Consider the following 16,685-nt stretch of genomic DNA (forward strand, 5'->3'; position numbering starts at 1 on the left):
GAACGAGCCGTCCGGCGAGTCATCCGGGAAGCGGCCGGACGAGCCGGCCGGACAAGCGGCGGCCCCTGAGACGAAGACCGGCGCCAACTAGCGGAGCAGTCCCGAAATTTCTTGCCATAGAGAGATACGTCACGCCGGTGCTCCAGCTTTCCCGTCAAGACGGCGGCAGATTTCCGAACTCACGTCCTGACTACGCAGAAAATGCCTGGGTAGAGACGTGCGGTGCCTGCTCGCCACGCCGGACGGGCCTGGTCGGCGGGGGATCGCCCGCCATCCCCGTCCCGGCGCTCCCGGGCCGGCAATTGTGCGCAGAGACCCAACGGATACGTCGCAGCTTGTTCGACGTTATGCCGCCGTCGTACGGTTACGTGCGTGACTACGCCGCTGCTCCCCGACCCTGACCCCAGGCGGCGCGACTACGTGATCATCTCCGCAGACGATCACCTGATCGAGCCGCCCGACCTGTTCGAAGGGCGCCTGCCGGAGAAATACGCCGAAGTCGCGCCCAAGGTCGTGGAGACGGAGTCCGGTCACCAAGTGTGGCGCTACGGCGGCGCCACCTACCCGTGCGCCGGCATCGACGTGGGCGCCGGCCTGCCGCGCGAGCAGTGGACGCTCGACCCGGTGCGGTTCGAGAACATGCGCCCCGGCTGCCACGACATCGAGGCCCGCATCAAGGACATGGACACCGCCGGCATCTGGGCGGCGCTGTGTTTCCCCGGCATGCTCGCCCAGCAGGCCGGCATGCCGTTCGCCAGGACCCGTGACCAGGAGCTCGGCCTCGCCCTGGTCAGGGCGTGGAACGATTGGCACATCGAGGTCTGGGCCGGCACCTACCCCGAGCGCATCATCGGCCTGCAGCTCCCGTGGCTGCCCGACCCCGACATCGCGGCCAAGGAGATCAGGGCCAACGCGGCCAGGGGCTTCAAGGCGGTGGTGTTCCCCGAGTTCCCCACCAGGCTGCGGCTGCCGTCGATCCACACCGGCCACTGGGACCCGTTCTTCGCCGCGTGCGAGGAGACCGGCACCGTCGTCTGCCTGCACGCCGGAGACTCCTCCTGGTCGCCTGTGCCGTCGCCCGACACGCCCATCGAGGCCATCACCACGCTCATGCCGACGAGCGCGATGTTCGCCTGCGCCGACTGGCTCTGGTCCGGTCTGCCGCTGCGCTTCCCCGCGCTGCGCATCCTCATCGTCGAAGGCGGCGTGGGCTGGCTGCCGATGCTGGCCGAGCGCGCCGACTACGCCCTCGACCACCCGGTGGCGGGCGAGACGTCATGGGACGGCGGGCTCAAGCCCAGCGAGGTGCTGCGCCGCAACTTCTTCTTCGGCACGCTCGACGACCACGCGCTGTCGGGTGTTCGCCTCGCGGTCGGGCTCGACCACGTGCTCCAGGAGAGCGGCTATCCCCACTCCGACTCCACGTGGCCGGACACGCAGAAGTCGGTGGCCCGCAATCTCGGAACGCTCCCACCGGCCGACATCGCCAGGGTCGCCTACGGCAACGCCGCCCGGTTGTTCGGCCACCCGCTGCCGTCGCGTGCGTGGCTGCGGATGGAGGAGATCTAAGCCTCCTCGACCCGGCCTCAGATGACGTCGTCCGCCATCCGGCCCTGGATGAGGTCCTCCTCGACCTGCCCCTGGATGACGGCGCGCTCGTGCTCGACGTAGCGTCCGCTCTCGCCGAGCAGCGAGGCCATCAGCCACAGGAACACGCCGAAGTCGTCGGCCACCCCGATCAGCATGAGGAAGTCGGGGATGACGTCGACCGGCGAGATGAGGTAGACCACGCCGAGCCCCATCAGGGCGAGCTTGCCCTTGCCCAGGCCGGCGTAGCGCCCCCGCATGACCGCGCCGAGCATCCGCGGGATCGCCCGGACCCTGGTCATCAGTGGCGGCGTGCCCGGCCTGGTCACCTCGCGGTAGGTCCGCCACGCCGCAGCCGCCCGTGCTGCCTTCGCCATCATGTGCAACCCCCTACCCCCGGCTTCTCACGACATAACGCGTCGGAACGGCCAGGGGTTCCTGACCCCCTCACGGCTCAGGGCAGGCAGGGGTGCTCGAACGGCCTGGCCTGCTCGATCTGGGCGGCCACCCGTACGAGGAGGTCCTCGCGGCCGGCGGCGGCCACGAGCTGGACGCCCACCGGCAGCCCCGACGCGGTCCTGTGCAGGGGCAGCGAGATCGCCGGCTGGCCGGTCGCGTTCATCGGCCCGGTGTAGGCGACGACGGACAGGGTGCGGCTTGACGCGGTGGTGAAGTCGTCGGGCGGGATCCAGCCCAGCCTGAACGGCGCCGTCCCCATCGACGGCATGAGCAGCAGGTCGTATCCGGAGCTCCACCAGGAGGCCATCCGGCGGCGGAAGCGGTCCATCCACTGCGCGGACAGCAGGTGATCGGCGGCGCTGCGCTCGCGGGCGGCCGCGACCATGGCGGCGTTGCGCGGTTCCAGCTCGTCCGGCTCGACCGGCCTGCCCCGCCACGCGCCGAGCCCGGCGACGAGCGCGGCCACGTTGTCGGAGACGATCGCGGCGAAGTGCCGGGGGAACTCGGGATCGGCGAGGGCGGCGGGACCGCCCTCCGTGACGTCGTGGCCGAGTGTCTCCAGCAGCGCTGCGGCCCCTGTGACCGCCGCCGTCAGCTCGGGATCCTCGGGTACGTCGCCGCGCGGGTGCGCGGTGAGGAAGCCGACGCGCAGCCGCCCGGGGTCGCGGCCCACCTCGTCGGCGAGCCTGCCGGGCAGCGGCGGGGCGTCGTACGGGTCGCCCGGCTCCATGCCGGAGACGACGTCGAGCGCCGCCGCGGTGTCGCGTACGGTCCTGGTGACGAAGCCGGGGCAGGCGAACCCGTTCCAGCTCTCGCCGAGCGCGGGCCCGTGGCTGACCCGCCCACGCGACGGCTTGAGGCCCACCAGTCCGCACATCGAGGCGGGCACCCTGATCGACCCGCCGCCGTCGCTCGCCGTGGCCAGAGCGACCATCCCGGCCGCCACCGCCGCCGCGGAACCGCCGCTCGACCCGCCCGCCGAGTACGCCGCGTCGTACGGGTTGCGCGTCGGCCCGAACGCCACCGGCTCCGTCGTGATCGTGGTGCCGAACTCGGGCGTGTTCGTCCGCCCGAGCAGCACGAACCCGGCCTCGCGCAGCCGCACCACCCCGTACGCGTCGGGGGCGTCCTCGGCCTCGTCGCGCACGTTCGAGCCCGCGCTGTACGGCTCGCCCGCCTCCCGCCAGCCCAGGTCCTTCAGCAGGATCGGCACCCCGCGGAAGGGCGCGTCCGCCGGGATGGCGTCGATCTCGGCGAGCGCGCGCTCGAAGCGGCGGTGGATGACCGCGTTCAGCTCGCCGTCGGCCTCCTCGATGCGCGCGATCGCGGCCTCGACGAGCTCCCGCGCCGACACCTGGCCGTCCCTGACCGCCTGGGCCTGGCCGACCGCGTCCAGTCGCAGTAACTCCTTCATCCGGCTACGCCTCCGGCGCCAGCTCGCGCACCGCCTGGTCGATGGGCATCGGGCCGGGCAGGGGCGCGAGTACCGGCGTGTCGAGGCCGTTCGCCACGTACTCCTTGATGCGGGCCCGGCAGGTGGCGGCGTCACCGTGCACGATGAGATCGTCCACCACCTCGTCGGGGATGGCCTTGAGCGCGGCCTGCCGGTCGCCCGCTGCCCACGCCTCGTGCATCGGCCGCAGCGCCTCGCCGCGGCCCAGCCAGTCGTGGAAGGCGGCGTACACGGGGACGGTCAGGTAACCCGCGAGCATCCGCTTGGCGGTCTGGCGGACCCGCTCGGCGTCGTCGTCCACGCAGACGAACAGGCGGGCGATCAGCTCGGTGCCCGCGCCGATCTCGGCGCGGACCTTGCGCACGTCATCGGGCGAGAGCCAGTTGGTGATGGCGCCGTCGGCCTCCTCGGCGGCCAGGTGCAGCATGCGGGGGCGCAGCGCGGCCAGCACGATCTTCGGGGGCGTCTTGGGCGCGCGTTCCAGCTTGAAGCCCTTCACCTCGAACGTCTCGTAGCTCTCCGAAACCTTCTCCCCCGCCAGCGCCTTCTTCAAAAAGCGCAGCGTGTCGCGGGTGCGCCCGTACGGCTTGGTGAACGTGCCGGCGTTCCACCGCTCGACGATCGCCGGCGACGACGCCCCGATGCCCAGCACGAACCGTCCCGGCGCGAGGTCGGCCAGCGTGGCCGCGGACATGGCGAGCAGCCCTGGGCCGCGCGTCGAGACGGGCACGATGGCGCTGCCCAGCCGCACCTGCGGCGCCCACTGCGCGGCCAGCGCCAGCGGCACGAACCCGTCGGCGCCGTTGACCTCCGCCGACCACACGTCGGTGTAGCCGAGCGCGGGCAGCTCGGCGACGAGGTCCTGCGCCCTGGACAGCGAGCGGTCGTAGAAGGGGATCGTCATGCCCCAGTTCTGCGTCATGCACGGCCTCCCATTCGGCTGACAGGAGGACCATACCAACCGCTCGGTATGTAGCCCTAGGCCCGGAGTTCGTGCACCGCCGCGATGAAGTCCTTGGTGATCCCCCGCAGCCCCGGCAGGTGCGACAGCCCGACCAGCCGGTCCACCAGCGGCACCGTCACCTCGATGAGCCGGTACGTGCGCGCACATCCCGGCGAGGTGTCGTGCACCCAGAACAGCACCATGCCCATCGACAGCAGCCAGAGCAGCTCGGGCAGCTCCTCGCGCAACTCCGCGTTCATCTTGTCGCGCGAACCCTCGACGACCTCCCGGTAAATGGCGATCGACGCCTCACGCGCAGGCGACGACTGCTTGCTGAACGGGCTGAGCGGATTGGTCGGCTCGGCCGCGTGCTTGAAGAACTTCACGGCGAACTCGTGGTACGGCTCGGAAACCCGCACCCACTCCCGCAACACTCCGCTCAACCTGGCCGCGAACGACTCCTCTGTGGCCAGGAACTCCCTGCACGCGGCTTCGTGCTCGGCCTGCGCGCGGTCGTAATAAGCCTGGATCAACGCTTCCTTGCTGTCGAAGTAGTAGTAAGCGTTGCCCACGGACACACCGGCTTCGGCCGCGATGGCCCGCATGGTGGTCGCTTCGAAGCCGCGCTCCCTGAACAGTCGCAAGGCCGTCTCGACGATGACCTCTCGAGTGCTCTCCGCTCCTCTGTTTCGGGCTTCGGACACGTTCGTCACTTTACGTCGTCGTACGCGGTTAGGTCATGGAGCCGCACGGTGATCGCCGCCACAAGGCAAAGTTGCGTCCGCGGCATGAGTTATCTCCAGTGAATGGTGGGATTGTCGTTTCAGGCGGAAGGGCTATTTCCGCGAAAAGGCATCGACATGTGGATACGTGGAACAGTGCGGCTCCTGATAGTCGCGCTCCTCGGCATTCAGATCACCATAATCGCGCTGGCCTCCGCTGCCTCGGCCGCCACCCGCCCCGAATGGGTGCCGGCACCGGGCAGCCTGTACGGGCCCGGCGGATGGGAGCACGGCCCGGCGCTGCTGACGCTCGCGGACGCGTACGAGATCGGTCCGCGCGTCGCCGCCAGGTGGGCGCACAAGCGGCTCATCGAGGCCCGCGCCCGGCTCAGTGAGGCCGGCGAGTGGCCGTCGTGGGACGACAGCGCGCAGGACGACTTCTGGGGGTCCTCCTCCGACGCCGCCTCCGACGCCGCCCCCGACGCCGCCTCCGACGCCGTGATCCAGGGACGGCCGGCCGCGGTGGACGCGGTCACGACCCGCCCGGCACAGACCAAGGCCCAGCCGGCGCGGACCAAGGCGGAGCCGGCCGCGCCCAAGGCCAAGACGAAGGCGCGTCCCGGGGCCAGGAAAGCGAAGAAGGAGCGCGTACGCTCCCGGGTGGCCGAGATGCCCAGGACGCGCGCGCACGCCGCTCACAGGCACGCTCAGGTCGACCTGGCGCGGGTCCTGCCCAGGAGGGCGGCGGTGACCATGTCGCACACCACCGCCGCGAGCTGGCTCAGGTACGCCGGGCTGCGGACCAAGTCCACCGGCCACTGCACCAGCAAGCACCTGCGTCACTGCACGTCGCTCGACCGCATCAGGACCGGCACCATCGCCAAGATCATCGAGCTGAAGCAGAAGAGCGGCTGCCCGATCCTGGTGACCGGCGGCACCGAGCACGGCCACGCGCCCGGCGTCTACAGCCACGGCAACGGCTACAAGCTCGACATCGCACACAACTCCTGCATCGACCGGCACATTCACCGGCACTACGACAAGGCCGGCATCCGCAGCGACGGAGCGCGGCTCTACAAGGGCGACGGCGCGGTCTTCGCCGACGAGGGCGACCACTGGGACATCCTCTTCCGGTGACAGGGCCACGGCCGTCCAGGGCCGCGTACGCGAGCCCCCGGCCGGCAGAACCACGGCGGACGGAGCCGACCGGCCGACAGAAGGAGCGGTTGGCAGCACCACTGACAGCGCGCCACGCCTCGGCAGGCCGCGACCGGCAGGGTCACCCGCACCCCGGCCCCGGCGACGAAGCCGGGGAACACCGCGCACAAAAAGATGTGACGCCGCACGCGAACGTACGGCGCCACACCGGGTCACGTCATCCGACGTGTCAGGTCAGCTCGGCCGCCACCAGCTCGGCGATCTCCGCCGCGTTGAGCGCCGCGCCCTTGCGCAGGTTGTCACCGCAGACGAACAGGTCGAGCGTGTTGGGGAAGTCGATCGCCTGGCGGATGCGGCCGACGTAGGTGGGGTCGGTGCCCACCACGTCGACGGGCGTCGGGAAGACGCCGTTGGCCGGATCGTCCATGACGACCACCGTCGGCGCCGCCTCCAGGACGCGACGCGCATCGGCGACCGTGATCTCGCGCTCGAAGCGCGCGTGCACGGCCAGCGAGTGCGTCGTGACCACCGGGACGCGGACGCAGGTCGCGGAGACCTTCAGGTCGGGGATGCCGAGGATCTTGCGGGACTCGTTGCGGAGCTTCAGCTCCTCGGAGGCCCAGCCGTCGCCCTTGTCGGAGCCGGCCCACGGCACCACGTTGAACGCGATGGGCGCGGGGAACGGCGACTCGGCCGGCAGCTTGTTGGCCAGGGCCTTGCGCACGTCGCCCGCGGCCTGCCCGATCGTACGGTCGCCGGCCAGCGCCTCGACCTCGTCGTACAGCCGCGCGGAACCGGCCACGCCGGCCCCGGACACCGCCTGGTAGGAGGCGACGACCAGCTCCTTGAGCGTGAACTCGGCGTGCAGCGCGCCCATGGCGGCCATCATCGACAGCGTCGTGCAGTTGGGGGTCGAGATGATGTTCCGCGGACGCTGCCGCGCGTCCTGCGGGTTGACCTCGGGCACCACCAGCGGCACGTCGGGCTCCATGCGGAACGTGCCCGACTTGTCGATGGCGATCGCGCCGCGCTCGGCCGCGATCGGCACCCACACGGCCGACACCTCGTCGGGGACGTCGAAGATGGCGATGTCGATGCCGTCGAACACCTCGGGCGCGAGCGCCTGCACCACGACGTCCTCGCCGCGCACCTTCAGCACCTTGCCCGCCGAGCGGGCCGAGGCGACGAGACGGATCTCGCCCCAGATGTCCTCACGCGTCGACACGATGTCGCGCATGACGGTGCCCACGGCGCCGGTCGCGCCGATCAGTGCGAGATTGGGCCTCTTGCTCATCGTCCTGTACCTCCGTACACCACGGCTTCGACCTGGTCGGCGTCGAGGTCGAAGGCGCGGTGCGCGGCCGCCACGGCCGCGTCGACACCGTCCTGCCCGACGACCACTGAGATGCGGATCTCCGAGGTGGAGATCATCTCGATGTTGACCCCCGCGTCGGCGAGGGCGGCGAAGAACGTCGCGGTGACGCCGGGGTGCGAGCGCATGCCCGCGCCGACCAGCGACACCTTCCCGATCTGGTCGTCGAACAGCAACGACTCGAAACCGATCTGGGGCTGGATCTTCTTCAGCGCCGCGAGGGCCGTCTGGCTGTCGGCCGTGGGGAGCGTGAAGGAGATGTCGGTGCGGCCCGTGGCCGCGGCCGAGACGTTCTGCACGATCATGTCGATGTTGATCTCGGCGTCGGCCAGCGTTTTGAAGATCGTGGCAGCCTCACCGACCTTGTCGGGCACGCCGACAACAGTGATCTTGGCCTCGCTCCGGTCGTGCGCCACGCCGGAGATGATCGGCTGCTCCATCTCGGTTCCTTCGTTGTAAGGGTCGGCTACGACCCACGTGCCTTCCTTGGTGCTGAACGAGCTGCGTACGTGGATCGGCAGGTTGAAGCGGCGAGCGTACTCGACGCATCGCAGGTGCAGGATCTTCGCGCCGCAGGCCGCCATCTCCATCATCTCGTCGTACGAGATCTTGGGGATCTTGCGCGCCGCGGGGACGATGCGCGGGTCGGCGGTGAAGACACCGTCGACGTCGGTGTAGATCTCGCAGACGTCGGCTTCGAGCGCCGCCGCCAGCGCAACGGCCGTGGTGTCGGAGCCGCCTCTGCCGAGCGTGGTGATGTCCTTGGTGTCCTGCGAGACGCCCTGGAACCCGGCCACGATCGCGATGTGGCCCTGGTCGATCGCCTCCCTGATGCGGCTCGGCGTCACGTCGATGATGCGCGCCTTGCCGTGCGTGGAGTCGGTGATCACGCCTGCCTGCGAGCCGGTGAACGAGCGAGCCTCGTGGCCGAGGTTGGCGATCGCCATCGCCAGCAGCGCCATCGAGATGCGCTCGCCCGAGGTCAGCAGCATGTCGAGCTCGCGTGCCGGAGGCAGCGGCGACACCTGCTCGGCCAGGTCGAGCAGCTCGTCCGTCGTGTCGCCCATGGCGGAGACGATCACGACCACGTCGTTGCCGGCTTTTTTCGTCGCGACGATCCGCTGCGCGACCCGCTTGATGCAGGACGCGTCGGCGACGGACGAACCACCGTACTTTTGCACAACGAGCGCCACGAGAGTCTCCCGGTTTGGACTGTGAGCTGCCAGTCTATCGGGGGCGTCTCGTGGACCGACTGGGTCGTACCAGTATGTGGATGATCAGACCGAAGTCTTCTCCTCTGCCACGTCGAGCCGGGAATGCGCGGCAAGGGCCTGCAATGCCCGCATCGCCGCGCCCGCGTGGTTGCCCCACGTGTTGAAGTAGGAGAACTGCCACCACCACAGCGCCTCGTGCTTGCGGCCGGCGTGGTAGTGGCGCAGCCCGTGAATGAGGTCGGCCGCGACGGCGGTCAGGTCGTCGGAGAGCCGGTACGGCGTGACGGTGGTGTCCTTGTACGGGTCGAACACCTCCACGTAGTCGTCGACCGCCTCAAGCCGCTCCGCCAGGGCCGTGCGCACGCCGTCGATGTCGGGGTCCTCGCTCATCGGCGGCTCATAGTTGCCCGACAGGATCACGTCGCGGTTGGCCCCCAGCTTGGCGCCCGCCAGGCTCACCTGGGCGACCTCCACCAGCAGGATCGACCAGATGGCGTCGCCGCCCTCGCCGCCCGCCACCCTGGTCAGGCCGTCCACGTAGTTCTGCGCGTGCGCGGAGATCTCGTCGGCCAGGTCACTCCACTGGTCAGACATCCAGCAGCCTCCGTCCTTCGAACGCGCGGCCCAAAGTGACCTCGTCGGCGTATTCGAGATCACCGCCCACAGGCAGACCGCTGGCCAGTCGTGTCACTTTGACGCCCATCGGCTTGACCAGACGGGCGAGGTAGGTAGCCGTCGCCTCGCCCTCCAGATTGGGGTCGGTGGCGAGGATGAGCTCGGTCACCCGGCCGTCGGCCAGGCGCGTCATGAGCTCGCGGATGCGCAGGTCGTCGGGGCCGACCCCGTCGATGGGGCTGATCGCACCGCCCAGCACGTGGTAGGTGCCCCGGAACTCGCGCGTCTTCTCGATGGCCACGACGTCCTTCGGCTCCTCGACCACGCAGATGACGTGCGTGTCGCGCCGGGCGTCGCGGCAGATGCGGCACTCCTCCTCCGAGGCCACGTTCCCGCAGACCCGGCAGAAGCGCACCTTCTCCTTGACCTCCAGCAACGCGTGCGCCAGCCGTTTGACGTCGGCTGGATCGGCCGCCAGCAGGTGGAACGCGATCCGCTGCGCGCTCTTGGGACCGACGCCGGGCAGCAGCCCCAGCTCGTCGATCAGGTTCTGGACGACCCCTTCGTACATGCCTAGAACCCTGGCAGCTGTCCGAGACCGCCGCCACCCAGACCTTGGGCCAGCGGGCCGAGCTTCTCCTGCTGCAGGTCGGCGGCCGCGCGTACGGCGTCGCGGACGGCGGCGATCACCAGGTCGGCGATCGTGTCCGCGGTGTCCTGCGGATCGCCCGCGTCGATCACGCTCGGGTCGATCTTGAGTTCCAGCAGCTCGCCCGAGCCGTTGACGACGGCTTTGACCATGCCGCCGCCTGATGAGCCCTCGATCTGCGCGTCGTTGAGCTCCTGCTGGGCGCTCACGAGCTGCTGCTGCATGAGCTGGGCCTGCTCCAGCAGCTGCTGCAGGTTGACATCCCCTGGGTTCACCGTCGTGCGCTCCTCGTGGCTCCGCGTTCGTAACTGCCACGAGCCTACGGTGTTTGAGCGGCGTCATGTACTGGGGTGTCCCCTAGTTTCGTCGCCGGTTATCCGCACGGGACGACCATCTCTTCCCCCGATGCCGCCCATGGCGGGCTTTTGCGCTGCGCGAGCACCGTTCTGACCTGGCCCTCGTACTGCCCTCGTCCCCCGTTTCCGTCGCGTTTCCGGCCGTTGGCCGGACGCCGGCGCGTTATGGCCCCCTTCTTCGGGCGCCGGCGTGTTATGGCCGCTCCTTCGTATGTCGGCGTGTTCTGGCCGGATCTCGGCCCCCCTCCAGCGTCCGAGACCCGGCCACCACGCCGACGGAGCGGCCGCACCACGCCGACGCGTTGGGCAAGGACGCTAACGAGCACAACGTTGCACACACGTTGCGCTCGTTCAATCACTCTCCGCAATCCCCCCTGAACGACTTGCGCTCGCCCGCCCCAAGGCGGATGCTCTTTCTGACTACTTGGAGTGACCGATGAGTTACCCCCATCTCGACGCGTACTCCCGCCTGCTGCGGGGGGCGCACGAGGCCGTCGCGGCGGGCGAGAGCTGTCCCCAGGCGCCCCGCCACCTCATCAAGGCCTCGTGGATGCGCTCCCTCGACGCCGGCATCGGCCTGGAGGGCACCAGCGCCCCTCTCGTCATCGACCCCTCCCGCATCAGGGACGTCCGCGACGACCATCCGCTCCAGCCCCTGCTCCCGCTGCTCGCCCAGACCCTGTCGGGCCTCGCCGAGGAGAGCGGCCACGTCATGATCGTCACCGACGGTGACGGGCGGGTCCTGTGGCGCGAGGGCAACCACACCACCATGTCCCGCGCCGACGGCATCGGGCTCGCCGACGGCCACCAGTGGAGCGAGCAGCGCGTCGGCACCAACGGCATCGGCACCGCGCTCGCCACCGGGCGGCCCGTGCACGTCTTCTCGGAAGAGCACCTCATGCGCGTGCTGCACGTCTGGTCCTGCAGCGCCGCCCCCATCACCGACCCCGACTCCGGCCGCATCATCGGCTGCGTCGACGTCAGCGGCACCGCCCGCAGCCTCCACCCCGCCACCGTCGCCCTCGTCGCCACCACCGCCAAGCTCGCCGAGACCCAGCTCGCCCTGCGCATGCACGAACGCGACGAGCGCCTGCGCCGCCGCTACGAGTCCCTGCGCGGCAAGCCCGGCGTCCTGCTCTCCGCCACCGGCCGCGTCATCTCCGGCGACCCCGCGGGCTCCCTCGGCGAACGCGTCCACCTCGACGGACGCCCCGCCCACTTCGCCGGCCGGCGCATGATCCTGCGCGACGGCCGCGTCGCCCTACTCGAACCCTTCTCGGACGGCTACCTCCTGCGCCCGTCGCCGCCCGCCGCCCCGCCTCTCCTCAGGCTGTCCTTCCTCGGCGAACGCCCGCCCACCGCCGTCTACGGCGACCGCGAGCGCCCCCTGTCACTGCGGCACGCCGAGATCCTCACCCTCCTCGCGCTCCACCCCCACGGCCTCACCGCCGAGCAGCTCTCCTTCCACCTGTACGGCGACTACGGCAACCCCGTCACCATCCGGGCCGAGATCCACCGGCTGCGCTCCCAGCTCGGCAACGCCATCGCGGCCAAGCCGTACCGGCTGACCTGCCCCATCGACGCCGACTTCCTCGCCCTGCGCCGCCTCCTGCCCGCCGGCGACCCCGCCACCCTCGCCCGCTCCTACCCCGGCCCGCTGCTGCCCCGCTCCGAGTCGCCCGAGATCCGCCGCGAACGCGACGAACTCGAAGCGCAGGTCCGCGCCTGCCTGCTGCGTCACGGCACGCCTGATGATCTTTGGGCGTACGCGCAGACGTGCAACGGCCGCGGCGACTACGAGGTCCTCGAACGCCTCGCCGCCCTTCCGTCCACCGACCCCCGCAGCGCCGCCGCCCGCTCCCGCCTCCTCGGCTGACCCCGGTGACGGCCTCCACCGAGCCGTCCGCTCACCCGTTCCCGGCTTGCGCAGCCCCAACAGCCACAGTGCCACCGCCCGCGCGCCTCCGAAGGCGCTCCGCCCCTCGCGATCGCAGACCTCCAGCAGCCGAGTTGTATCCCCCTCGACCGCTTACCGTCGCCGGCCAGGAAGCCGCCCCGGCATGCATGACCCCCGCAGGTGTGCCCCAACAGAGAGCTGACCGCATCAGTCCCGAAGAGCCGCCCGCGTCACCGTCTGGGAGGCAGGAGCACACGCGCGCTTGACCGAAGGAAGGCGTGCCCGCCGGCGTGAGATCCGGCCGCTCGCGCCGCCCGTGCGACCGATCGCGCCACCCGTGCGAGCCGGGCGGGCCAGGTCAGGCGTGGTCGATCTCGCCGATCACCTTGGCGCCCAGCTCGCGTTCCAGCAGAGCCATGCCGGAGATGGCGGACACGTCGGCGTCGGCGTCGTTCAGCGGGTCGACGTCGTCGGAGTCGGCGGGCTTGGGGTCGCGGCCGGGGATCGTGTCGGGCCAGGCGGACGCGCCGCCCCTCGCGGACGGGACGCGGGGGCCCGCCTTGGCCGCGGCCTGGGCGGCCGAGCGGGCGGCGGCCAGCCCGCTGCCCGGGCCCGTGGAGGCGCGCTGCCCGGCCGGTACGGTCTGCGCCAGGTCAGGCCCCGGCGGCGGGCCGAAGTCCGAGTCGTCGTCGGGGGCGTCGGGCCAGGACTCGTCCGTGGTCGGACGGGCGGCACCCCCCGCCGGACGAGCTGCCGCACCCCCCGGACGGGCCGCCGCGTCCCCTGCCGGGCCGGCCGGAGGCTGGTCGGAGTCCTGTCCGCCCCGGTCCTCGTGGGCGGAGGAACCATGCGAGGCCGTACGTCCCCGGGAACCCGAGGGGCCCTGCGCCCCCTGAGCCGCGCCCGCGGACCCCGGCGAACCGGCCGCCCCTTGAACGTCCTGTACGCCGCCACGCCCCTGCGCGCCCGGCCCGTGCCCGCCGTCGGCCGGACCGCCGGACCCGTTCCCGGACGCCGGACCACCGGACCCATTGCCGGACGCCGGACCACCGGAGCCGTTTCCGGACACCGGGCCGCCGCCGGGGGAGTTCGGAGCGCCGCCAGGCGCGGGCACGCCGCCGCTCCCCTGGGGACCGCCCTGAGGACCGCCGTGCGACGGCGGACGGGCGGGGCCACGGGGCGGCTGCGGCGCCGAGGAGCCCCCGACCACCGCCTCGACCCGCCACGTGCCGCCGAGCACGTCGCCCAGCGCGGCGGCCACCACGGCGTCCTTGCCGCCGCCGGTGAAGTTCTTCATCGCGCCGACCTGGGTGAAGCCGAGCGTGACGAGGTTGCCCTCCACGCCGACCACCTGGGCGTTGGTGCTCACGTTGGCCCAGACGACGATGCTGCGCTGCTTGAGCGCGGCCAGTACGGCGGGCCACTGCGACTGAATGGCCCCGGCCCCACCGCCACCACCGGGAGCCGGGGCGGGAGCGCCGGCGGCCGGACGCGTACCGGCGGAAGGCCCGGAGGCGGCGGCACTCGACGGAGCGGCCGCAGCGGGCGCCGCGCCCGATCCGGGGCGGACGGGCTCGGGCCAGTCGTCGTTGGAGGAGGCGGCAGGGGCCTGTGCGGGACCAGCGGGCGTGCCCGTCGTGCCCCCGGCCGCTGAGCCACCGGCCGCCGGGCCGCTTGACGTCATCCCCCCAGTCGGCGCACCCCCACCGGTCGCCTGAGCCGGGGCACCCGCCCCGGCGGCGCCGGACGTACCGGAAACAGGCTGAGCAGCGGGAACGGCGGGAGCGGGTGGCGCGGCCGGGGCGGCGGCGCGGGCCGCCATCTGGGCGACGGCGCCGCCACGCTCAAGCCGCTCGATACGCGCGAGCAGCGCCGCCTCGCCCTGGTCGGCCCCGGGCAGCAGCACACGCGCGCACATGAGTTCGAGCAGCAGGCGCGGCGAGGTGGCACCGCGCATCTCGGTGAGCCCCGCGTTGAAGACCTCGGCGGCCCGGGTCAGCTCGGCGGGGCCCATGGAGTTGGCCTGCTGGACCAGGCGTTCGAGCTCGTCGGCGGGACGGTCGAGCAGGCCGCTGGTGGCCGCCTCCGGGACGTTCGCCAGGATCACCAGGTCGCGGAAGCGTTCGAGCAGGTCGGAGGCGAAGCGGCGGGGGTCGTGGCCGCCCTCGATGACCCGGTTGACCGTGTGGAAGACCCGGCCGCCGTCGCGGGCCGCGAACGCGTTGACGACCTCGTCGAGCAGGTCGCCGTCGGTGTAGCCGAGCAGGGAGACGGCCTTGGCGTACGTGATGCCGTCGTCGTCGGCCCCGGCGAGGAGCTGGTCGAGGATCGACAGGGAGTCACGCGCGGAGCCCGCACCCGCGCGCACGACGAGGGGCAGCGCGGCGGGCTCGAAGGGGACGTTCTCGGAGGTGAGGATCTCCTCCAGCAGCCCCCTGAGCGTCGCGGGCGGCATGAGCCTGAACGGGTAGTGGTGCGTACGCGACTTGATGGTGCCGATGACCTTTTCCGGCTCCGTCGTCGCGAAGATGAACTTCAGGTGGGGCGGGGGCTCCTCGACGAGCTTGAGCAGCGCGTTGAAACCCTCGCGGGTCACCATGTGCGCCTCGTCGATGATGTAGATCTTGTAGCGCGCGGAGACGGGGGCGAAGAAGGCCCGCTCGCGCAGGTCGCGCGCGTCGTCGACGCCACCGTGCGAGGCGGCGTCGATCTCGATGACGTCGAGGTGGCCTGGGCCGGTGGGAGCGAGCGCGACGCACGATTCGCACTCGCCGCACGGATCGGGGGTCGGGCCCTGCTCGCAGTTGAGCGAACGCGCCAGAATGCGCGCGCTGGAGGTCTTGCCGCACCCTCGGGGGCCGCTGAAGAGATAAGCGTGGTTGATGCGGCCGGTACGCAACGCCTGCCGCAGCGGGTCAGTGACGTGCTCCTGACCCTTGACCTCGGCGAAGGTCCCGGGTCGGTACTTGCGGTAAAGCGCAAGGCTCATGCGACCATCCCGCCTTCGAGGGGGCTCTCAACGAAGAGACCCCCCGCACACCCGCCAGAGCCCGCTTATCCTTGCTGCCTTCCGGCCCTGGGGAGGTTCACAGGATGACGCCGCGCGAGGGGTCCGTGAACAGTCTAGCCGGATGCCGCAGTGCTCGCTCCACCCTGCGGGAACCCGTCCCGCCGAAAAAGGTGGTCTTGGCACCCTCGGAAGTCCGGTAAGCTCGTCGGCGGAGGATTCGCCTAGTGGCCGAGGGCGCACGCTTGGAAAGCGTGTATAGGGCAACCTATCGGGGGTTCAAATCCCCCATCCTCCGCCAGCACAGAGGGGGTGCGCCGTGATCACGGCGCACCCCCTCCGGCGTTTGGGTCTTCCCGGAGGGTCCGTCTCCCCCCCTCGCCCGTCGGGTGCGTCTCCCTCCTCGCCCGTCGGCGAAGCGCGCCGTCGACCTTCCTGATCGCCATGTTCGGTAGGCCGGACGCGCTCAGGAGGACGTGCGGGGGTGGCGCCTGGCGGTGATGTCCGCGGCGATGAGCAGCCCGGCCGGGACGACGATGAAGAGGAAACCGCTCGGCCCGATCAGGCTGACGGCCATCGCTCCCCAGGCGAGGATCACCCAGCCGACGTACGCGGGCATGCGCTGTCCTTGCCGCCCCGCCCGCGCTACCAGGAGCCCCAGCAGCGCCAGCACCACGACGAAGCCGCCGGGCAGCGCCCAGAAGGTCGCCACCGATGCGCTGTCCGCGGCAGGGCCGCGGAGGTCTCCGGCGAGCCAGCTCGCCCAGGGGGCGAGAGGGACGAATACGGCGGTGTGCAGCAGCGCGATCAGGATCATGGTGCGGCCGGCCCAGATGGTGAGCCGGCTCGGGGGCGCGGACAGTGCTGGTACGTGGGCTTCGGATGTCGTTCTCATGATTGCCAGCTTCTCCGGCCGCGGCCCGGCCGGGTTCCCTCCGCAGGGGGAAGTCGCTCCCCCACCCCGGGGAACGGCCCGCCGGCGAGAGCGTCCCGATCGCGCCCAGCCCCTCGCTCGCTACTCCAGGGGGCGCGAGGACGTCACGATCCGGCCCACTTCCTCGCTCCCCCTACCTCGGGAGCCGCAGCCACCTCCTCGCCGAACCCGTTTCACGGACGCGAACACGAGGAGCGGCAGGCCCGCGAGCTCGCGGCGCACATCATCGGCCTGGCCCCACCCGCCTGATCCCCGGAGGCACCCCCGTGCACGACCACGCACCCGCCGATTACCACTGCCCGTTCTGCCGCTCACCCCG

Annotated in this window: 14 protein-coding genes, 1 tRNA gene and 1 other RNA gene; 4 read left to right on the top strand and 12 right to left on the bottom strand. The window is 71.3% G+C overall.

The genetic code is table 11. The features are described from left to right. Positions 1 to 372: 372 nt before the first annotated feature. Positions 373 to 1,569, top strand: coding sequence for an amidohydrolase family protein (locus AB0K67_RS24655; protein ID WP_364064435.1), 1,197 nt, complete (start codon positions 373 to 375; stop codon positions 1,567 to 1,569). Positions 1,570 to 1,586: 17 nt separating this feature from the next. On the opposite strand, the gene AB0K67_RS24660 is transcribed toward AB0K67_RS24655, so the two are convergent. The 4 genes from AB0K67_RS24660 to AB0K67_RS24675 all read right to left on the bottom strand — a co-directional run bounded on the left by AB0K67_RS24660 (position 1,587) and on the right by AB0K67_RS24675 (position 5,146). Beyond that, positions 1,587 to 1,967, bottom strand: a complete 381-nt coding sequence (locus tag AB0K67_RS24660; RefSeq protein ID WP_364064438.1) for a YkvA family protein — start codon at positions 1,965 to 1,967, stop codon at positions 1,587 to 1,589. Between the two features lie 74 nt (positions 1,968 to 2,041). Beyond that, positions 2,042 to 3,460 carry an amidase gene (locus AB0K67_RS24665; RefSeq protein WP_364064441.1) on the bottom strand — a complete coding sequence of 473 codons (1,419 nt, stop codon included), beginning with the start codon at positions 3,458 to 3,460 and terminating at the stop codon, positions 2,042 to 2,044. Positions 3,461 to 3,464: 4 nt separating this feature from the next. Continuing rightward, a complete protein-coding gene (locus AB0K67_RS24670) occupies positions 3,465 to 4,421 on the bottom strand; it encodes an LLM class F420-dependent oxidoreductase (RefSeq protein WP_364064444.1) in 957 nt (318 codons plus the stop codon). Positions 4,422 to 4,477: 56 nt separating this feature from the next. Further along, a complete protein-coding gene (locus AB0K67_RS24675; RefSeq protein WP_364064447.1) occupies positions 4,478 to 5,146 on the bottom strand; it encodes a TetR family transcriptional regulator in 669 nt (222 codons plus the stop codon). A gap of 174 nt (positions 5,147 to 5,320) precedes the next feature. Here AB0K67_RS24675 and AB0K67_RS24680 point away from each other — a divergent pair, with 174 nt between their 5' ends. Then, a complete protein-coding gene (locus tag AB0K67_RS24680) occupies positions 5,321 to 6,301 on the top strand; it encodes a hypothetical protein (protein WP_364064450.1) in 981 nt (326 codons plus the stop codon). Positions 6,302 to 6,551: 250 nt separating this feature from the next. Here AB0K67_RS24680 and AB0K67_RS24685 read toward each other — a convergent pair whose 3' ends face one another. From AB0K67_RS24685 to AB0K67_RS24705, 5 genes are all read right to left on the bottom strand, one after another. Further along, positions 6,552 to 7,616 carry an aspartate-semialdehyde dehydrogenase gene (locus tag AB0K67_RS24685; RefSeq protein WP_364064453.1) on the bottom strand — a complete coding sequence of 355 codons (1,065 nt, stop codon included), beginning with the start codon at positions 7,614 to 7,616 and terminating at the stop codon, positions 6,552 to 6,554. Continuing rightward, the gene (locus AB0K67_RS24690; protein WP_364064456.1) at positions 7,613 to 8,887 is read right to left on the bottom strand and encodes an aspartate kinase; all 1,275 of its coding nucleotides are present in this window, start codon (positions 8,885 to 8,887) and stop codon (positions 7,613 to 7,615) included. The genes AB0K67_RS24685 and AB0K67_RS24690 overlap by 4 nt, the downstream gene beginning before the upstream one ends. A gap of 84 nt (positions 8,888 to 8,971) precedes the next feature. Next, entirely contained in the window at positions 8,972 to 9,502 is a 531-nt protein-coding gene (locus tag AB0K67_RS24695; protein ID WP_364064459.1) for a DUF5063 domain-containing protein, read from the bottom strand. Next, the gene (gene recR / locus AB0K67_RS24700; RefSeq protein ID WP_101787599.1) at positions 9,495 to 10,094 is read right to left on the bottom strand and encodes a recombination mediator RecR; all 600 of its coding nucleotides are present in this window, start codon (positions 10,092 to 10,094) and stop codon (positions 9,495 to 9,497) included. Before recR ends, AB0K67_RS24695 begins: the two co-directional genes overlap by 8 nt. Positions 10,095 to 10,096: 2 nt before the next feature. Then, positions 10,097 to 10,447, bottom strand: coding sequence for a YbaB/EbfC family nucleoid-associated protein (locus tag AB0K67_RS24705; protein WP_364064462.1), 351 nt, complete (start codon positions 10,445 to 10,447; stop codon positions 10,097 to 10,099). A gap of 517 nt (positions 10,448 to 10,964) precedes the next feature. Here AB0K67_RS24705 and AB0K67_RS24710 point away from each other — a divergent pair. After that, a complete protein-coding gene (locus AB0K67_RS24710) occupies positions 10,965 to 12,404 on the top strand; it encodes a GAF domain-containing protein (protein ID WP_364064465.1) in 1,440 nt (479 codons plus the stop codon). Positions 12,405 to 12,783: 379 nt separating this feature from the next. On the opposite strand, the gene AB0K67_RS24715 is transcribed toward AB0K67_RS24710, so the two are convergent. Together AB0K67_RS24715 and ffs are read right to left on the bottom strand one after the other, a co-directional pair. Then, positions 12,784 to 15,414, bottom strand: a complete 2,631-nt coding sequence (locus tag AB0K67_RS24715; RefSeq protein ID WP_364064467.1) for a DNA polymerase III subunit gamma and tau — start codon at positions 15,412 to 15,414, stop codon at positions 12,784 to 12,786. Positions 15,415 to 15,445: 31 nt separating this feature from the next. Continuing rightward, positions 15,446 to 15,541, bottom strand: an RNA gene (ffs, locus tag AB0K67_RS24720) — signal recognition particle sRNA small type. A gap of 104 nt (positions 15,542 to 15,645) precedes the next feature. Here ffs and AB0K67_RS24725 point away from each other — a divergent pair. Next, positions 15,646 to 15,733: transfer RNA gene (locus AB0K67_RS24725), tRNA-Ser, on the top strand. 165 nt (positions 15,734 to 15,898) lie between these two features. On the opposite strand, the gene AB0K67_RS24730 is transcribed toward AB0K67_RS24725, so the two are convergent. Continuing rightward, a complete protein-coding gene (locus tag AB0K67_RS24730) occupies positions 15,899 to 16,327 on the bottom strand; it encodes a DUF6463 family protein (protein WP_364064469.1) in 429 nt (142 codons plus the stop codon). Positions 16,328 to 16,685 lie beyond the last annotated feature (358 nt).

The organism is Nonomuraea sp. NPDC052634 (assembly GCF_040678535.1).
GTDB classification, from domain to species: Bacteria; Actinomycetota; Actinomycetes; order Streptosporangiales; family Streptosporangiaceae; genus Nonomuraea; species Nonomuraea fastidiosa.